The sequence below is a fragment of the Larkinella rosea genome, assembly GCF_003858635.1.
Lineage (GTDB): Bacteria > Bacteroidota > Bacteroidia > Cytophagales > Spirosomataceae > Larkinella > Larkinella rosea.
The window spans coordinates 25,304-41,138 of record NZ_RQJO01000008.1; the positions used below are offsets into that span (position 1 = coordinate 25,304).

A 15,835-nucleotide genomic window follows, 5' to 3' on the forward strand; every position below is an offset into this window, starting at 1 on the left:
ATTAAATTGGGTCGACAGGGTTTTATCGCAGCGAGCATTTAAATCAATAAAATCCTTTTTAATCACCGTAATCATGTAAATCACCGTAATCATAGTCCGATTGCCTGCTTCAGATCCTCGATCAAATCCTCAACATCTTCAATCCCAACGCTTAAACGAATCAGCGTATCCTTCAGGCCGTTCTTTTCGCGTTCTTCTTTCGGAATGCTGGCGTGGGTCATGGAAGCCGGGTGCGTGCAGAGCGACTCGACACCGCCGAGCGATTCGCCCAGTGAAAAGACTTTAAAACTTTCCATCACGTTGATGGCTTCCGGCAGTGAATCGCCGTGGAGTTCGAACGACACCATACCGCCAAAACCGCGCATTTGCTGCTTCGCCAGTTCGTGCTGCGGATGGGTTTCCAGACCGGGGTAATTTACCTGACTAACTTTCGGATGCTGGCTCAGGTATTGAGCAATTTGCAGCGCGTTTTCGCAATGCCGCTGCATCCGGATGTGCAGCGTTTTGATGCCGCGAAGCACCAGAAAACAATCCTGTGGCCCCGGCACCGCCCCACACGCATTCTGGATAAATTCGAGTCGTTTAGTCAATTCGTCGTCGTTCAGAACAATGGCGCCCATGACCGTATCCGAATGACCGCCGAGGTATTTCGTCACCGAGTGCATCACAAGATCGGCACCCAGATCCAGCGGATTTTGCAGATAGGGCGACGCAAACGTATTATCGACCGCCAGCAGCGTATTTTTTGCTTTGGTGATTTTGGCAATGGCCTCAATATCAACGATTCTCAGCAACGGATTCGTCGGCGTTTCGATCCAGACCATCTTCGTTTCGGGCGTAATCGCGGTTTCCAGCGCGGCCGGATTTTCCAGCCCGATGAACTTGAATTTCAAGCCGTATTCCTGAAATACCCGCACCATGATTCGGTAGGTTCCGCCATACAGATCGTTGCTGGCAATAATCTCGTCGCCGGGTTTGAAAAGCTTCAGAATGGCGTCGGTGGCCGCCAGTCCGGACGCGTAGCAAATACCGTGTTTGCCGTTTTCGAGCGCAGCCAGGTTATTTTGCAAAACCGTCCGGGTCGGGTTTTGCGTCCGGGCGTATTCGTAGCCTTTGTGTTTGCCCGGCGATTCCTGCACGTAGGTCGAAGTCTGGTAAATCGGCGTCATGATGGCGCCTGTCGTGGGGTCCGGTTCGATGCCGGCGTGGATGGCTTTGGTTGCGAATTTCATACCCGAATGTAACACGGTTTTGCAAACCGTGCCAGTCATTGCCGCAAAAAGCGGTAAGTTTGGCGCGTGAAGAAGGGACAATTCAAAGCATTTTCGGGTCCGGCGCTGGCGGGGTTGGTTCTGTCGGTTGCCCCACTCCTGTTCAGTTCAGCGCTAACCTACCTGACGATTTCGAATGAAGCGGTTGTTGCGCAGTTCAATGCCTGGGAATGGCTGCTTTTGACAGTGGCGTGTTGCCTGACATCGACCTTTGCGCTGACACCACCGACTTTTTTAGCCTTGATTTTCGGCTATTTTTTAGGCTGGAATTCGCTGTTACCGCTATTTGCGCTGAACATGGCGGCTATTTTGTTGGTGAACAGATTGATCAACTGGCTTGATCAGGACCGGTTTGTGCGGTTTATTGAGCAAAATCCGAAGGCCAAAAACGTGTTGGAACGCATTCGGGGGCAGGAATTGAAAGTGATTTTCTTTACAAAATTATCACCGGTTTTGCCGTTTGCCGTTACCAATCTGGTTTTTGCGCTGTCGGGCGCTCGGCTGCGGAATATTCTGTTGGGCGGTTTTCTGGGGATGATTCCACGGACGCTGATCGCGGTTTGGACGGCACAACAAGCCAAAGAAATCCGGACGCTGGTCGAGAATCCGAATGCCGGAAACGAGACGCAATTGTTAATTGGCGTTCTGTTGCTGGCGTCCGTTCTTGGGCTGTTTGCGGTTTTGAACCGAACGTTAAAATAGCTTCGCCACTTTCTCGATCAATCGATTATGACCGGTTTTCAAAACCGTCAGTTCGTAGGATTGCAACCGACGAGTTAAAGGCTTAATGAACGAAACGGGCAAAACCTGATCGAAAAAACCGACAAAAAACCGAATCCGCACGGGATGATTGTTCAGTGATTCGGCGAGTTTTGGATGGTTAAAATGGAGTTTTCGGAAATAGCTCCAGGAGTTATATACCGATTCGCGTTGCTCTGGTGTGGCCAATGTGCTTTCGGCAAACCGCAAGACACTACGATTGAGCAGGCCAAGCGACAGAAAAACCATTCCAAACCGGTGCAGCAGCGGCATGTGTTTCAGAAAATACCGGAAAAGTTGCCGACCGAAACCGGTGCTCGTCGCCATCCGAAACCAGGGACTGATTGTAATTCCGTCGGGCGCTAATAAAATTAATTCATCCAATTGCTGCGTAAAAGTTTCGGCCGTGGCCAGCGCAAACCGGCCGCCCATGCTGAAACCGATTACCGCAAACCGCCCAATCTGATGCTGATCTAAAAAAGACCGAATAATTTCCTGAAACCGGGTTTTGGTGAGTACGTCGTCGGTAACCTGAGCGGTGTGGGCGCCGTGAAAAAACAGATCGAAGGCATAAATGGCATACCGCCCTTCCAGAGCCTGCGCCAGGGGTTTAAAGGCCCGGTGATCCTGACCAATTCCGTGAAAAGCCAATAAAGGAATGGGGCCGTTTGACAGCTTGAAAACCGGAAGCATCGCCAAACATACAATAAACGAATGTCCCCGACAAGCCAGAAACCGTCGGGGACTTTGCTATTAATCCTGCATCAGCAGGTATGATTTGATAAAACCGTCCAGATCGCCGTTCAAAACCGCTTCGGTATTGGACGTCTGAAAACCGGTGCGGTGATCTTTCACCCGACGGTCGTCCAAAACGTAACTGCGGATTTGCGAGCCCCACTCGATTTTCTTCTTGCTGGCTTCCACTTCCGCCCGGGCCGCATTGCGTTTTTCAACCTCAATCTGGTATAATTTCGATTTCAACAAGCGCATGGCCACTTCCTTATTCTGCAACTGGCTCCGCTCCTGCTGACATTCGATGATCAAACCGGATGGTTTGTGACGCAGACGAACGGCGGTTTCTACCTTGTTAACATTTTGACCACCAGCTCCTCCTGATCGGAAAGTATCCCAGTCGATGTCCGCCGGATTGACTTCAATCTCGATCGAATCGTCGATGAGCGGATAGGCGTAAACGGAAGCAAATGAGGTGTGCCGACGGGCGTTGGCGTCGTAGGGCGAAATCCGAACCAGCCGGTGAACGCCGTTCTCCGATTTCAGAAACCCGTAGGCCAGCGGTCCGTCCACTTCGAGCGTGGCTGACTTGATGCCCGCGCCGTCGCCGGGCTGGTAATCCACCTGCTTGACTTTGTAGCCGTGTTTTTCGGACCACATCAGGTACATGCGGTAGAGCATATCGGCCCAGTCCTGGCTTTCGGTTCCACCGGCACCGGAGTTGATTTCCAACACCGCACTGAGCTGATCTTCCTCGTTGCTGAGCATTTTTTTCAGCTCCAGATCGTCGAGGGCGGCTTTCACTTTTTCACCTTCCGCGTCGACTTCTTCTTCCGTCACGTCACCGGCTTCGTAGAATTCGTACAACGTTTCGAGGTCACTTACCAGCGAATCCACCTGTTCGTAACCGTTCGTCCAGCCTTTCAGAGCGCGGACCTGCTTCATGGTTTTCTCGGCCCCTTCGGCGTCCTGCCAGAATTCGGGCTGGGTGGTACGGTCTTCTAAATCAGCGAGTTGTTCTTTCTTGCTATCGTAGTCAAAGATACCCCCTCAGGGCCTCTACTCTGGCCCTCACGTCCTTTAATTGGTCGGTCGTCATATGCGTGAAACAATAATTGAATGATGAAATTCTGCTTTATAGCCTGCAAAGATACGGTTTTGTAAACCGCTATCCGAACCCAACAAAAAAGCGGATGAAATCATCCGCTTTCGATTTGAATAGAAAACCGGTTAAATGCCTTTTTGTTGCACGTCGAGAACCAGCTTTAGCGGAACATCGAGGAGTTCGGCAATCTGCTCGATGGATAACAACTTTTTTTGAAGAGCCGAGAGAATTAATTTTCGCTGTGCCTGCTCTTGCCCAAGTCGGACTCCCCTTTCGGTTCCCTCCCGAACCCCTTCTTTTATCCCTTCCTCGCGGCCTTTTTTATAAAGCCGATCAATAGTAATATCGAATCCGTGTGCCATGGTTTCTGCTTCTTCTGAAACGATTGATTGAAAATTACGGAGTTGTGACAAAATTTCCAACTGTCGGATGAATTTGCCCAATTGCAAATGGTCGGGCGCTGCCTGGTGTAGTTTCTGCAAAATCTGACCGACGATTTCGCGCGGTTCTTCGGCCTGGAAATCGGCTAAAACCGTCAGAATCAGTTCTTCCGGTTTCGTGGAGTTAATAAATTGCTGATACGGTATTTCGCTCAGGTTGACCAGTGTATAGCTAAAATGAACTGCTCCAGTCTCTAACCGAACGGGCATTCGGGCGTGACCTTCGCCAATGTAAAAGACATATTGCCGAACCAGTATTTTATATTTCCGCAACATCATTGCGGCATATTCCAGCATCCGGTACACCATGTCAGGTGTGTCGCTGGTTTGAATCTCGATGTGCAGAATGTACGGATCGCTGTCAGAATCAACGACTTTCTTTAAAAAATCGGGAATCCGCTCGACGGTTCGCTGTAATTTCTCCGGCAGATTTTCGATGTGTATGGGATTTAATCCTACGGTTTTTCGAACCAGTGGCAAAATGATTGCCGCCAGATTCTCCCGGAAAATCTTATCATAATCCTGCGACATACGTCCGTGTTTTGAAACGTGCTTCTACCTTAGACGGGAGCAGACGAAGAAAGTAATGCCGGAAAATGGGTTTGAAAACCGGAGCGGAGTAGAAGTGGGTGGTAAATCAACTTTTCAGGCTAACTTTGCGTTCCCCTAATGGAGTTCACTCGGGATCGCCCGTGCGGGTAATTCTTCCTATTCATTAACATTCCTCAAATATGGCATCACAATATGATGTAATTGTTCTTGGCAGCGGCCCCGGTGGCTACGTTGCTGCCATTCGTGCGTCGCAATTAGGTATGAAAACCGCCATTGTCGAACGCGAAAGTCTGGGTGGAATTTGCCTGAACTGGGGCTGTATTCCCACCAAAGCCTTGCTGAAAAGCGCCCAGGTTTTTGAATACATCAAACATTCTGAAAATTACGGAATTACGATAAACGGCGAAGCCAAACCGGATTTTCCGGCGGTGATCAAGCGCAGCCGCGGGGTGGCCGACTCCATGAGCAAAGGGATTGCGTTCCTGATGCGGAAAAACAAAATCGATGTACTGCTCGGCAATGGAAAGGTAAAACCGGGTAAGAAAATCGACGTGACGGATGCAGACGGCAAAACCACCGAATACGAAGCGAAACACATCATCATTGCCACCGGTGGCCGTGCCCGCGCCCTGCCCGCCGTTCCGATCGATGGCGAAAAAGTGATCGAATACCGTAAGGCCATGTCATTGGCGAAACAGCCCGAATCGTTGCTGGTGATCGGTTCCGGCGCCATTGGTGTCGAGTTTGCGTACGTCTATGCGTCAATGGGTACGAAGGTAACCATCGTCGAGTTTATGCCACGAATTGTGCCGGTCGAAGACGAGGAAATCTCGAAAGAACTGGCCAAAAACTACAAGAAACTAGGCGTCGATATTTACACGAGTTCGGAAGTAACGAAGGTCGATACGAGCGGCAAACTGAGCAAAGTGTACGTCAAGACACCGGATGGTGAGAAGACGTTCGAAGTGGAAACCGTGTTGTCGGCGGCTGGCGTGGTGGCCAACATCGAAAACATCGGTCTGGAAGAAACCGGCATCAAAACCGAGCGTGGTAAAATCACGACGGACGACTATTACCGCACGAACGTGGACGGCTATTACGCCATCGGCGACTGTACGAAAGGCCAGGCATTGGCCCACGTAGCGTCGGCAGAAGCCATCATTTGTGTCGAAAAAATCGCCGGGCTGGATCATGTCGAACCAATGAATTACAACAACATTCCAGGTTGTACGTATTGTACTCCGGAAATTGCCTCCGTTGGTTATACGGAAGCGGCTGCCAAAGAAGCCGGTTATGACATTCTGGTCGGTAAATTCCCGTTATCGGCTTCGGGGAAAGCCAAGGCCGCCGGAGCACCGGAAGGGTTTGTGAAGGTGATTTTCGACAAAAAATACGGCGAGTGGCTGGGCGCTCACTTCATCGGCTATAACGTGACGGAAATCGTGGCGGAAGTCGTTGCAGCTCGTCGTCTGGAAACCACCGGTCACGAAATCCTGAAAGCGGTTCACCCCCACCCGACCATTTCAGAGTCCATCAAAGACGCGACGGAAGCGGCTTACGGCGAAGCGATTCACCTCTAAGTCAATTACATAAAGTCTTGTTTTTGAAAACCCCGCAACACTCGTTGTGGGGTTTTTGCTTTTACGATTCAGTCGGCAAAATGCACAGTTGATAAGGCGGTTTTTCCGTTTGCCGATAAGTCACCTTTCCTACGGCGCCGGGTCGTTTACTTTTGTTGTACGGTTTTCAAAACCGCCCATTAACAACAAATACGACTAAACGATCATGAAAAAACCAGTACTGTTCTGGTTGGCGGTTACGTTCTCCGTAGCGGCCAATGCCCAAGACCTCATGACCGGCCCGCTGGCCGGCGTCTCGACCCAACTCCAACCGGTCAAAACCGGTAATGCCCAGTTCGTTCAGAAAATCGAAGCTTCCCAGCCGAATTACCGGGCTACGTTTTCGGTCACCAAAACCAGCGATAAAGGCAAAGGCGACGAAAATACGTACTTTTTGAATCTGTCGGATCTGGACGTTTCAACGGTGACGTATAAGGTGGAGCGCGACGTGATTGCGGTTATGGCGGACACAAAACAGCACCGGAAATTTGTCCGCTACAGCGAAAATGGCGAACTGAAAAACCTGACGGATCGGGTCAAACTCTACGCCGATAATCCGGACATCGCCAAAGCCCTGGTCGAGTCCCTGAAAAAAGTGATTCAGGCGGCTGAAAAAGCCTACAAACCGGCCCGGACGCCGGAAACGCTGGACGAGTTGCGGACCTGGCTGAAAACCAATATCGGCAACGAAGCCATTGGCAATGACAAATATGAACAGGCCCTGACGTTTGACTACGACAATCCGTTGCGGGCGGTTTTTCGCCGGAGCGAAGTGAGCGCGAAAGGCTCGGCTTCTTCCGAAACGTATTCGTTCAACCTCGGCGACCTGGCGCTGGAGGGCTTGCAGATTGAAACCAAAGGCAAACGGCTGGAACTGTCGCTGGTGACGCAGCAGAAGCAAAAGCTGATGGGGTATGCCAAAGATGGCAAGCTGGATAATGTCGTTCAGACGTTTGAAATCATCAGCGGGGATGCAGACAAAATTCGCGATATGGCCGCAGCCTGGCGCAAACTGATTCCCCTGGCGGTTAAACAGCTGGAGTCCCGGAAACCGGTTTTTGCCAACATGGCGAGTGCTCAGAAATACCTGGAATCGAGCTTGCAGGCAGCCAAAACGAACGACCGCACGATTGAGCAAACGCTGAAACCGGATTGCATCTGTACCTATACCCGGCGCGAAACATACAATAAAAACAATACGGAGGAAGTCTACGAATTCAATCTGGCCGATCTGGCCGAAAAAGGCGCGAAACTGGGCGTCGATAAAGAGCTGTATACCATCGAGTTGAAAACGCGCGACAACCGCCGGTTTATCGGATACACCAAAAACGGCGTTCGTCAGAATTATGTCTCTCAAATGGAATTAGCGGCTGATAACCTGGAGAATGTCCGGTATATGTCGCAGGCGTTTGAGAAAGCTGTGCAGTTGTGTGCGCTTTCCCGGAAAAGCCCGGTGCCGACCGGCAGCCAGCAGGCCCGACTGGATTGGATCAAGGAACAACTGCCGAAAGACCTGGGCGAAAAAGAACCTACCTCGTACGCGCTGACCACCGACAACGGTACCTGCGACCTGAAATTGACGGTAACGCAGGGCGGCAAGAAAGTATCGGAGCTCGTGTACGATCTGGCGTTGAAAGACCTGAACGCTGACGCAACTAACTTTGATGTGGATGGCAAGCACGTCTACGTCAGCCTGGTGACCAAAGGCAAGGAGAAACTGGTTAAAACCTACAAAGACGGAAAGCCTTCCGATTATGTCCACACCGTAAAAATCCAGATTGGTGATATTGAAAAAGGCCGCTATGTGGCCGAAGCCTTCAGGCAGTTGATTCGGAACTGCGTATCGAATTAAAAACCGCAATCTTTCATTTTGTCCTATTCGGGTAACAAAAACCGTTACCCGAATAGGACGTTTTAACTATTTAGCCATCAGGAGCAGTTTCTATGCCTTAATTCGAGCATATTTGCTACCTGATACGGACAGAACACTATACCTACTTATGAATTTTTCCGCCCAATACTGGATAGATGCGTACCGGATGCTGGCCCATCCCGAAGGGGGTTATTTTGCGGAAACCTACCGATCTACCGAGAAAATACCGCACGAAGCATTGCCCGACCGGTTTTCCGGCGACCGGAGTTTCAGCACCGGTATTTACTTTTTACTGGAAAACCACCATATCTCGGCTTTACACCGGATTCAGGCTGACGAAATGTGGCATTTTTACGCCGGTGGTCCGCTAAATGTGTACGTCATTCATCCGTCGGGCGAATTGGAAACCATTCGGTTGGGCAACGATCCGACCCGGGGTGAGGTGTTTCAGGCGGTGGTTCCGGCCGGGTGCTGGTTTGGCTCGAAACCAGCCGCAGACTCGGTTTATTCGCTGGTAGGCTGCACCGTGGCGCCGGGGTTCGATTTTGCGGATTTTGAACTGGCAAACCGCGCAGACTTCGCGGAAGCGTACCCGCAGCATCGGGAAGTAATTGAGTTATTGACCCATTAATCAGCGACTTACTGGAATTTTACTTCGCCAAATTTTGAGGTGACGCGCACTTTGGTGGCCGTGCCTTTGCCTACTTTACCACTGTATTGCTTCGTCAGTTTAGGGCCCCGATTATCATCTTCGCTGGGTTGAGCGGTCATCATGATCCGGCCATCGGAAGGATACTTAAAACCGCCGTAGCTGACCGTCACGTCGAAATTATAGTCATTGACGTCGGCCATCGGTAACACCACCGACGAGTAACTGGCCTGAATGTCAACGTTATCGACGGATTTATTCAGTTGGTCGATTTTAAAACCGCCCGAGAAATCCAGCTTGATGTTGCAGGACTGTTTGACGGTGCCGATTTTGGCGCCTGAGTAACCGATTTTTCCGTCCAGCCGACCCACTTCGCCGATCCACATCCCGCCGAACTGGTTGTTCAGGTTGATGTTCTTGGCTTTTTCCAACTGAAGTTTGGAATACTGAATGTTCAATTTTCCGTCTTCCATTTCGTGGATATCGGCTTTTCCGAACCGTACATCCACATCGACCTGATTGCCGTTCAGTTCGGTTGTCGAGAAATTACCGTATTGCTGGTTAATGGTTAAAGGCGCGCTAAACGTCGGAATGGTGGTGTTGCCGAACGAATTTTTGACGGCCAGTGCATTGGTTTTCGGCATAGATACCTGATAATCAATCTGAACGTAGTTTTTATCCCCGTCTTTGTTGCGATTCATAATCCAGTTGCCGCCAAAACCACTTTTGTCGATGTTGGTTTTCAGGACAATCTGGTCGCCATTGCGTTTTTCGCTGATTTCAACGGCATCAAGGTACTTCTGAACACGTTCGTCCGAGCTGGAACTCGCTTTGATGGTGATATCTACCCGGATTTCATCCCGGTTCCACAAATTAATATTGACGTTACCGAACTGATTTTCAATCATTAAGTGATCTTTAGACGTCACGTCGTAGACTTTGACGATCGTCTTTTTCCGCTCACTCTGGACTTCATTGTCGGCGGTTGCGATGCCGACGGTTACAATGCCGATGAACAGAAAATTAAACAGGAATTTTATTCGTTTCATTGCTTTGTTGCTTAATACGTTGAATAATCATCAACTGCTGGTTGAGCAAGTCGATCTGGGTTTTCAGGTTCTCGACCATCGCCTGAATCATCATTTCCTGATTGGGCGTTTTCGGAAGTTCCTGCTTTAAGCTTTGATAGGTTTTTTCCAGCCGATCGAAATCAGACGCAAACTGTTGATACAGAGCCGGATTATTTTCCGTTACGGTTTTTAATTCGCCCCGTTTGTCCTCAATCAGACGGGTATATTGCTGTACCGTACGAGCGTAGGTTGGGTTAAAAGCCACCACATCGGGCTGTTCGGTCACGCCGTACTGGTGATTGAAATACCAGAAACCGCCCAGACCGACAATCAGCGCAATGGATGCGGCAATCTGCCAGACCATTCGGCGGGAGGTCGAAAAGCCCGATCCCAATGGTCGTTGCCACAACGGACGTTCTTTGTGTCCGAGTCCTTTCTCCAAATCTTTCCACAAATCCGCTCTCGGCTCAAATACATCGAAATCTTCCCGGTTGTCCCGGACAAATCGTTCTAATTTGTCTTTCATCATTTTCATTGAGTGAATTCGCGATTGAGCGGATGAGTGAATATCACTCAATCACTCGTTCGCTCAATCACAATTTATTTTAACATCTCCAAAAGCCGCTTTTTGGCCCGCATGTACTGTGTTCGGGAAGTGGTTTCACTGATGCCCAGCACGGCTCCGATTTCCTCATGATCATAGCCTTCGAACAAATACAGCGATAAAACCACCCGATAGCCTTCCGGCAGCCCCTGCATGGTTTGGCGCACCCGATCCACTTCCAGCTGGATACCTTCCTCGTCGTACGGTTCCGTATCGGCCACATCCAGGCCGTCCTCCTCGCCCAGATGCTGCGAGTCGAAATCGACCCACTGCAATCCGGAGCGGCTTTTCCGGCTCCGAAGGTGATTAATAGCCCGATTGACCACGATTTGCTTCAACCACGCTCCAAACGTCGATTGATTCCGGAACGAATGAAGGTTATTGAAGGCATCTAAAAAAGCTTCCTGCAACACATCCTCGGCCTCGGCTACGTGGTTCAGGATGCGCATACAGACGTTAAACATGGCTTTTGAATAATGCTTATACAACTCGTATTGAGCACGTCTTTCACCTTGTTTACACCTTTCTACGAGTTCGACATGTCGGTCTATATACAACTTTGTTTCCAAGCGGCCTGAGGAATCGGATGCGGCTAATTTTCTTCTCAATGACACAGTGATTGATAGCAACGTTGCACAGATTTTTATTTTTTTTCAGGAAGTTGTACTAAAACCGGTGTTGTGGCCGTTTTTTGCGAATTTTACCGGAACGTAAGCACGTTGGAATCACGCTATGGGGCCGGTATTCCCAGTCCCGCAGGCAGTGGTTGCAGAAAGTAAGTAAGAAAATTAAAATTTTCGATGAACCGTTAGCCGGTTTTTTGAAATAGCGGGTTTACGCAAACGCCAGAATCGTCTGCTCAATCAGGTCGCAGGCTTCGTGCATTTGCTCTTCCGTAATCACCAGGGGCGGAGCAAAACGGATTTTGTCGCCGTGGGTCGGTTTGCAAAGCAAGCCTTTGTCTTTCAGCCGGAGGCAGATTTCCCAGGATGTTTTTTCGCCGTAAGCCGGGTGTTCACCGATTACAATCGCATTGAGCAGACCTTTGCCGCGCACCAGTTTCACCATCCCGGTTTTAGCGATCAACGCGTTCATGCGATCGCGAAACACCTCCCCCATTGCCGCGGCATTTTCGGCCAGCTTTTCATCCTCAACCACCCGCAACGCTTCCATCGTGACGGCGCAGGCCAGCGGATTGCCGCCGTACGTCGAACCGTGTTCACCCGGTTTGATGGTCAGCATCACCTCATTGCTCGCCAGAACGGCCGAAACCGGCATGGTGCCGCCGGAGAGAGCCTTGCCCAGCACGAGCAGATCCGGTTTTACCCCTTCGTGGTCGCAGGCCAACCGTTTGCCCGTTCGACCAATCCCGGTTTGCACTTCGTCGGCAATGAACAGCACATTGTACTTCGTACACAATTCCCGAACGCCTTTCAGATAACCTTCGTCGGGCACCACAACCCCGGCTTCGCCCTGAATCGGCTCCACCATAAAACCGGCAATGTTTGGTTCACTGCGGAAAATAGTCTCCAGCGCATTCAGATCGTTATACGGAATCAGGAGATAGCCCGGCAAGAGTGGCCCGTAATCGTTCGTACTTTCCGGGTCCGTTGAGGATGAAATGGCCGCCAGCGTCCGGCCCCAGAAATTACCGGTGGCATAGACGGTTTTCGCCTGGTTCTGCGGAATGCCTTTTACTTTATAGGCCCATTTCCGGGTCAGTTTCAGGGCCGTTTCTCCCCCTTCTGCGCCCGAATTCATGAGCAGTACTTTATCATACCCGAAATAATCACACAGGTATTTTTCGCACACGCCCAGCAAATCCGTATGAAAAGCCCGCGACGTCAGCGTCAAACGCTGCGCCTGTTCGATGAGCGCATTGATAATCCGTGGGTGGCAATGGCCCTGACTAACGGCGCTGTAGGCCGACAGAAAATCAAAGTATTTCCGGCCTTCCACATCCCAGAGAAAAATGCCTTCCCCACGGTTTAGCACCACCGGAACCGGTTTATAATTATGCGCGCCGTAGTGCCATTCCAGGCCAATGGCCTGTTGAGTCGCCGTTACCGAAGGTAGAGTTTCCATAGTCGTAGTCGGGAAGTAGTGGGTAAATTGGCCGCAGATGCGTACTTTTCGGGCAAAGCTGATGGGTAGCCAATGGCTTCAAAAATACAACTCCTTGCTCAGTTCGACAAACAATGCCCGATACGAATCCCAAAAAGCCCCAAGTCGACGGTCTGAACGACGCCGATTATTACTTCAATGAACAGGGTTATCTGGTTTTTACGAGGTCGTATCACCTCAAGCGCGGTTATTGCTGCAAAAATGGCTGCAAACATTGCCCCTGGAGGGGAGTTAAGAATTAAGCGTGCCGAGTTGGCGGGCGCGTTCGGTTTTGTGCGTCCGCCAACTCGGCATGCTTAATTCTTAACTTTTAACTCCTTAGGGTTGTATTTGAATAAATTATTTCCCAATTTTGCAGGCTCATTCAGAAACAGGTATTGTCATGGCACGAGTTTGTCAAATTACAGGAAAGCGGACGCGGGTTGGTAATAACGTATCACACGCTAACAATAGAACAAAGCGGAAGTTTTATCCCAACTTGCAGAAGAAACGCTTCTTCCTGGAGTCACAGGGAGCATGGGTTACGCTGAGGGTTGCTACTTCGGCCATGCGGACCATCAACAAGAAAGGTCTTGAAGCCGTATTGAAAGATGCCCACAACAAAGGCACGCTGACGGTATAAATCGACGCTGGTTGACGGTTTTACGAGTGGTTTTTCCCGATGGATGAAATCACTTTGTAGTAAAATGCGAAATGCAGACGAATAAATGTAAAGTTTCGGCTTTCACATTCATTCGTCTGCATTTCGCATTTGCACTATTTTAGATCATTCTCTTTAAGGCAAATTGGGCAAAAATGATGTTGCCGTTGCGCCGGACGAGGATGCTGATCTCCTTGCCTTCGCCCTTTTGCAGCATCTTGTAGATTTCGCTCACGTTCAGATCACCGGCGGGCATGTTGTTGATAAACAGCACTTCATCACCGTCTTTCAGACCCGACCGGCTGGCCGGCGAATCATCGATCACCTTCTCGATGTAATAATTCCGGAAGTTGTCTCCCCGCGCTTTCAGCTCCAAACCGCTCATGTCATGCTCGAACGATTGTTTCAGAATGCGTTTGATGGGTTTCAACACCATGTATTTGTCCTGATAATTAAACGTCACCCGAAACCGGCGCAGGATTTCACAGCCCAGATTGCCGTTACGCTCCGCGGCATGTTCCGCGATTTTTAACCCAAACGACGTACTGTCGGGAAACGACGCGACGACATTATCCATCTCAAAATTACCCAGCCGAATTTTCTCGATCCGCCCCAGGCTCCCATTAATAACGCCACTCAAACCACGGCCCAACTGCGCCCGGATCACTTTATCTGGCAGCCGAATATCGTCGCCATTGCTGCGATTGATGAGCAACGCGTGCCCCGCTCCTGTATCAATCACTACCCGGATCGGCAGCGTTTTGCCATTTTCGAGCAGCGCCATTACGTCGGTATACGGTTTGGTATCCTGAATGGCAATCGGATAACGCGTGCCGTGTGACCGGCGGTATCGGTAGTTTTTGGGCGTGTTTAAAACCAGTTCCTTCCGCTGAAAATCAATAGTTACCACGAAATTGTTGAAGATTTCGTAGCCGAAAATACCGTGAATCGGGACGCCGACGTATTCTGATAATTTGAGAATGTCGTCATCCAGAACGACGATGTTCTGGTGCGTGGCCCGCATCTGTCCCATCATCAGCAGGTTGTCGATGGCGACTGATGCCATCAATTGCCCTCCTTCGCCCGCGCCGGAGAGTTTTACTTTCCGGGTATACCGCAGCGGTTGCCGACGTACGGCCGCCGGATCGGTAATAATAACCGAGCTAACACCCGTATCCAGAATAAAATGCAGCGTATCGGAATTGTTGATCTGAATCGGAATAATGATCAGATTGGAATGCAGCTGGAAGGGAATTCGGGTCTGTTTGCGGTTATTCGTGATGAAATAACCATATCGTTCGCTCTGCTCGTCGTTGCCCGCTGACACCTCCTGCCAGCAAAGCAATATTCCGAAGAAAATAACAAACAGCTTCATAGCCTCTTTTGTGAATACGTAAGAAAGGTACAACTAATTTGTCTAATAACACAATTTTTTTCAATTCGTTGCTTAACAATTCTGATACTTTTTATCTGAATGGAAAATGATGCTGAAAAACCGCTAATTTCGCCCCGCGAGTGGTGGAACGTGAAACGAAATAGTAAAGTTTGTAGATGCTGTTTCTTTTTGTATTTCACTCGTAATCAGGGTTTATAACCATAAACTATTTACTAATGCGGAAGAAAATTGTTGCCGGAAACTGGAAGATGAACAAGACGCTCGACGAGGCTGTCGCGCTGGTTTCGGAAGTGGTCAATATGATTAAAGACGAGGTAACGGGCGATGTTCAGGTCGTTCTCTGCACGCCGTCAATTTATCTGACAACGCTTAAACCGTATCTGGAAGGTCAGACGCGGGTGGCACTGGGCGCACAGAATTGCCACGAAAAGGCTTCCGGTGCGTATACCGGCGAAATTTCCGCTCCGATGCTGAAGTCAATCGGGATCAATTACGTCATTCTGGGCCACAGCGAACGGCGGCAGTATTTCGGAGAAACCAATGCGCAACTGGCGGAGAAAGTAAATAGTGCGCTGGCAAATGGCCTAACACCGATTTTCTGTTGTGGCGAATCGCTGGAACAACGCCAGAGTGGAGTTCATTTTGATTTTGTACGGACGCAGCTGACCGAAAGTCTGTTCCATCTCACGCCCGAACAGTTTGCAAGTGTTGTCATTGCCTACGAACCCATCTGGGCTATCGGCACGGGATTAACCGCTTCGTCGGAACAGGCGCAGGAAATGCACGCAGCGTTGCGAGAACATCTGGCCGGAAAATACGGTCAGGAAGTAGCCAACGACACGTCCATCCTATACGGTGGTAGCGCCAACGAGAAAAATGCCGCCGAACTCTTCGCCCAACCCGACGTCGATGGCGGTCTGATTGGCGGAGCCTCGCTGAAATCGCGGGAATTCACGATTGTAGTGAAGAGCTAGAAAAAGAATGATGGATTATAAATGATG

Annotated in this window: 16 protein-coding genes; 7 read left to right on the top strand and 9 right to left on the bottom strand. The window is 50.0% G+C overall.

The annotated features are described in order from the left end of the window. Positions 1–89 precede the first annotated feature (89 nt). Positions 90–1,232 carry a cystathionine gamma-synthase gene (locus EHT25_RS08975; protein WP_124873611.1) on the bottom strand — a complete coding sequence of 381 codons (1,143 nt, stop codon included), beginning with the start codon at positions 1,230–1,232 and terminating at the stop codon, positions 90–92. 66 nt (positions 1,233–1,298) lie between these two features. Between EHT25_RS08975 and EHT25_RS08980 the strand changes: the two genes are divergently transcribed. Beyond that, a complete protein-coding gene (locus EHT25_RS08980) occupies positions 1,299–1,973 on the top strand; it encodes a TVP38/TMEM64 family protein (protein ID WP_124873613.1) in 675 nt (224 codons plus the stop codon). Here the strand turns inward: EHT25_RS08980 and EHT25_RS08985 are convergent. The 3 genes from EHT25_RS08985 to EHT25_RS08995 form a co-directional block, all read right to left on the bottom strand. Beyond that, on the bottom strand, positions 1,965–2,723 hold the full coding sequence (locus EHT25_RS08985) for an alpha/beta fold hydrolase (RefSeq protein ID WP_124876064.1): 759 nt from the start codon (positions 2,721–2,723) through the stop codon (positions 1,965–1,967). The genes EHT25_RS08980 and EHT25_RS08985 overlap by 9 nt on opposite strands. 60 nt (positions 2,724–2,783) lie before the next feature. Then, positions 2,784–3,861, bottom strand: a protein-coding gene (gene prfB / locus EHT25_RS08990) for a peptide chain release factor 2 (protein ID WP_124873615.1) whose coding sequence is annotated in 2 segments (ribosomal slippage) — positions 2,784–3,800 and positions 3,802–3,861 — 1,077 coding nt in all. Because the reading frame shifts where the segments join, the coding sequence is not laid out codon by codon here. A 131-nt stretch (positions 3,862–3,992) separates the two neighbouring features. Continuing rightward, positions 3,993–4,838, bottom strand: a complete 846-nt coding sequence (locus EHT25_RS08995) for an RpnC/YadD family protein (protein WP_124873617.1) — start codon at positions 4,836–4,838, stop codon at positions 3,993–3,995. A 200-nt stretch (positions 4,839–5,038) separates the two neighbouring features. Here EHT25_RS08995 and lpdA point away from each other — a divergent pair, with 200 nt between their 5' ends. The 3 genes from lpdA (at position 5,039) to EHT25_RS09010 (ending at position 8,982) form a co-directional block, all read left to right on the top strand. Further along, on the top strand, positions 5,039–6,439 hold the full coding sequence (gene lpdA / locus EHT25_RS09000; protein ID WP_124873619.1) for a dihydrolipoyl dehydrogenase: 1,401 nt from the start codon (positions 5,039–5,041) through the stop codon (positions 6,437–6,439). A gap of 205 nt (positions 6,440–6,644) precedes the next feature. Beyond that, positions 6,645–8,330, top strand: a complete 1,686-nt coding sequence (locus tag EHT25_RS09005; RefSeq protein WP_124873621.1) for a hypothetical protein — start codon at positions 6,645–6,647, stop codon at positions 8,328–8,330. A 148-nt stretch (positions 8,331–8,478) separates the two neighbouring features. Then, positions 8,479–8,982, top strand: a complete 504-nt coding sequence (locus tag EHT25_RS09010) for a cupin domain-containing protein (RefSeq protein ID WP_124873623.1) — start codon at positions 8,479–8,481, stop codon at positions 8,980–8,982. 8 nt (positions 8,983–8,990) lie between these two features. On the opposite strand, the gene EHT25_RS09015 is transcribed toward EHT25_RS09010, so the two are convergent. The 4 genes from EHT25_RS09015 to rocD all read right to left on the bottom strand — a co-directional run bounded on the left by EHT25_RS09015 (position 8,991) and on the right by rocD (position 12,759). Next, on the bottom strand, positions 8,991–10,049 hold the full coding sequence (locus EHT25_RS09015) for a hypothetical protein (RefSeq protein ID WP_229311485.1): 1,059 nt from the start codon (positions 10,047–10,049) through the stop codon (positions 8,991–8,993). Beyond that, positions 10,024–10,605 carry a hypothetical protein gene (locus EHT25_RS09020; RefSeq protein ID WP_310588743.1) on the bottom strand — a complete coding sequence of 194 codons (582 nt, stop codon included), beginning with the start codon at positions 10,603–10,605 and terminating at the stop codon, positions 10,024–10,026. The genes EHT25_RS09015 and EHT25_RS09020 overlap by 26 nt, the downstream gene beginning before the upstream one ends. A gap of 65 nt (positions 10,606–10,670) precedes the next feature. Continuing rightward, the gene (locus EHT25_RS09025) at positions 10,671–11,243 is read right to left on the bottom strand and encodes an RNA polymerase sigma factor (protein WP_124873625.1); all 573 of its coding nucleotides are present in this window, start codon (positions 11,241–11,243) and stop codon (positions 10,671–10,673) included. A gap of 265 nt (positions 11,244–11,508) precedes the next feature. Beyond that, entirely contained in the window at positions 11,509–12,759 is a 1,251-nt protein-coding gene (gene rocD, locus EHT25_RS09030; protein ID WP_124873627.1) for an ornithine--oxo-acid transaminase, read from the bottom strand. Positions 12,760–12,872: 113 nt separating this feature from the next. Between rocD and EHT25_RS32630 the strand changes: the two genes are divergently transcribed. Both EHT25_RS32630 and rpmB read left to right on the top strand, forming a co-directional pair. Next, positions 12,873–13,040: a C1orf53 family protein gene (locus tag EHT25_RS32630; protein WP_185731319.1), complete on the top strand. Its 168-nt coding sequence runs from the start codon at positions 12,873–12,875 to the stop codon at positions 13,038–13,040. A 140-nt stretch (positions 13,041–13,180) separates the two neighbouring features. Further along, positions 13,181–13,420, top strand: a complete 240-nt coding sequence (gene rpmB / locus EHT25_RS09035) for a 50S ribosomal protein L28 (RefSeq protein WP_124873629.1) — start codon at positions 13,181–13,183, stop codon at positions 13,418–13,420. A gap of 139 nt (positions 13,421–13,559) precedes the next feature. Here the strand turns inward: rpmB and EHT25_RS09040 are convergent, their stop codons facing one another. Further along, on the bottom strand, positions 13,560–14,813 hold the full coding sequence (locus EHT25_RS09040; RefSeq protein ID WP_124873631.1) for an aspartyl protease family protein: 1,254 nt from the start codon (positions 14,811–14,813) through the stop codon (positions 13,560–13,562). A 236-nt stretch (positions 14,814–15,049) separates the two neighbouring features. Here EHT25_RS09040 and tpiA point away from each other — a divergent pair, with 236 nt between their 5' ends. After that, positions 15,050–15,808 (top strand): triose-phosphate isomerase, encoded by a 759-nt coding sequence (gene tpiA / locus EHT25_RS09045; RefSeq protein WP_124873633.1) that lies wholly within the window; start codon positions 15,050–15,052, stop codon positions 15,806–15,808. Positions 15,809–15,835 lie beyond the last annotated feature (27 nt).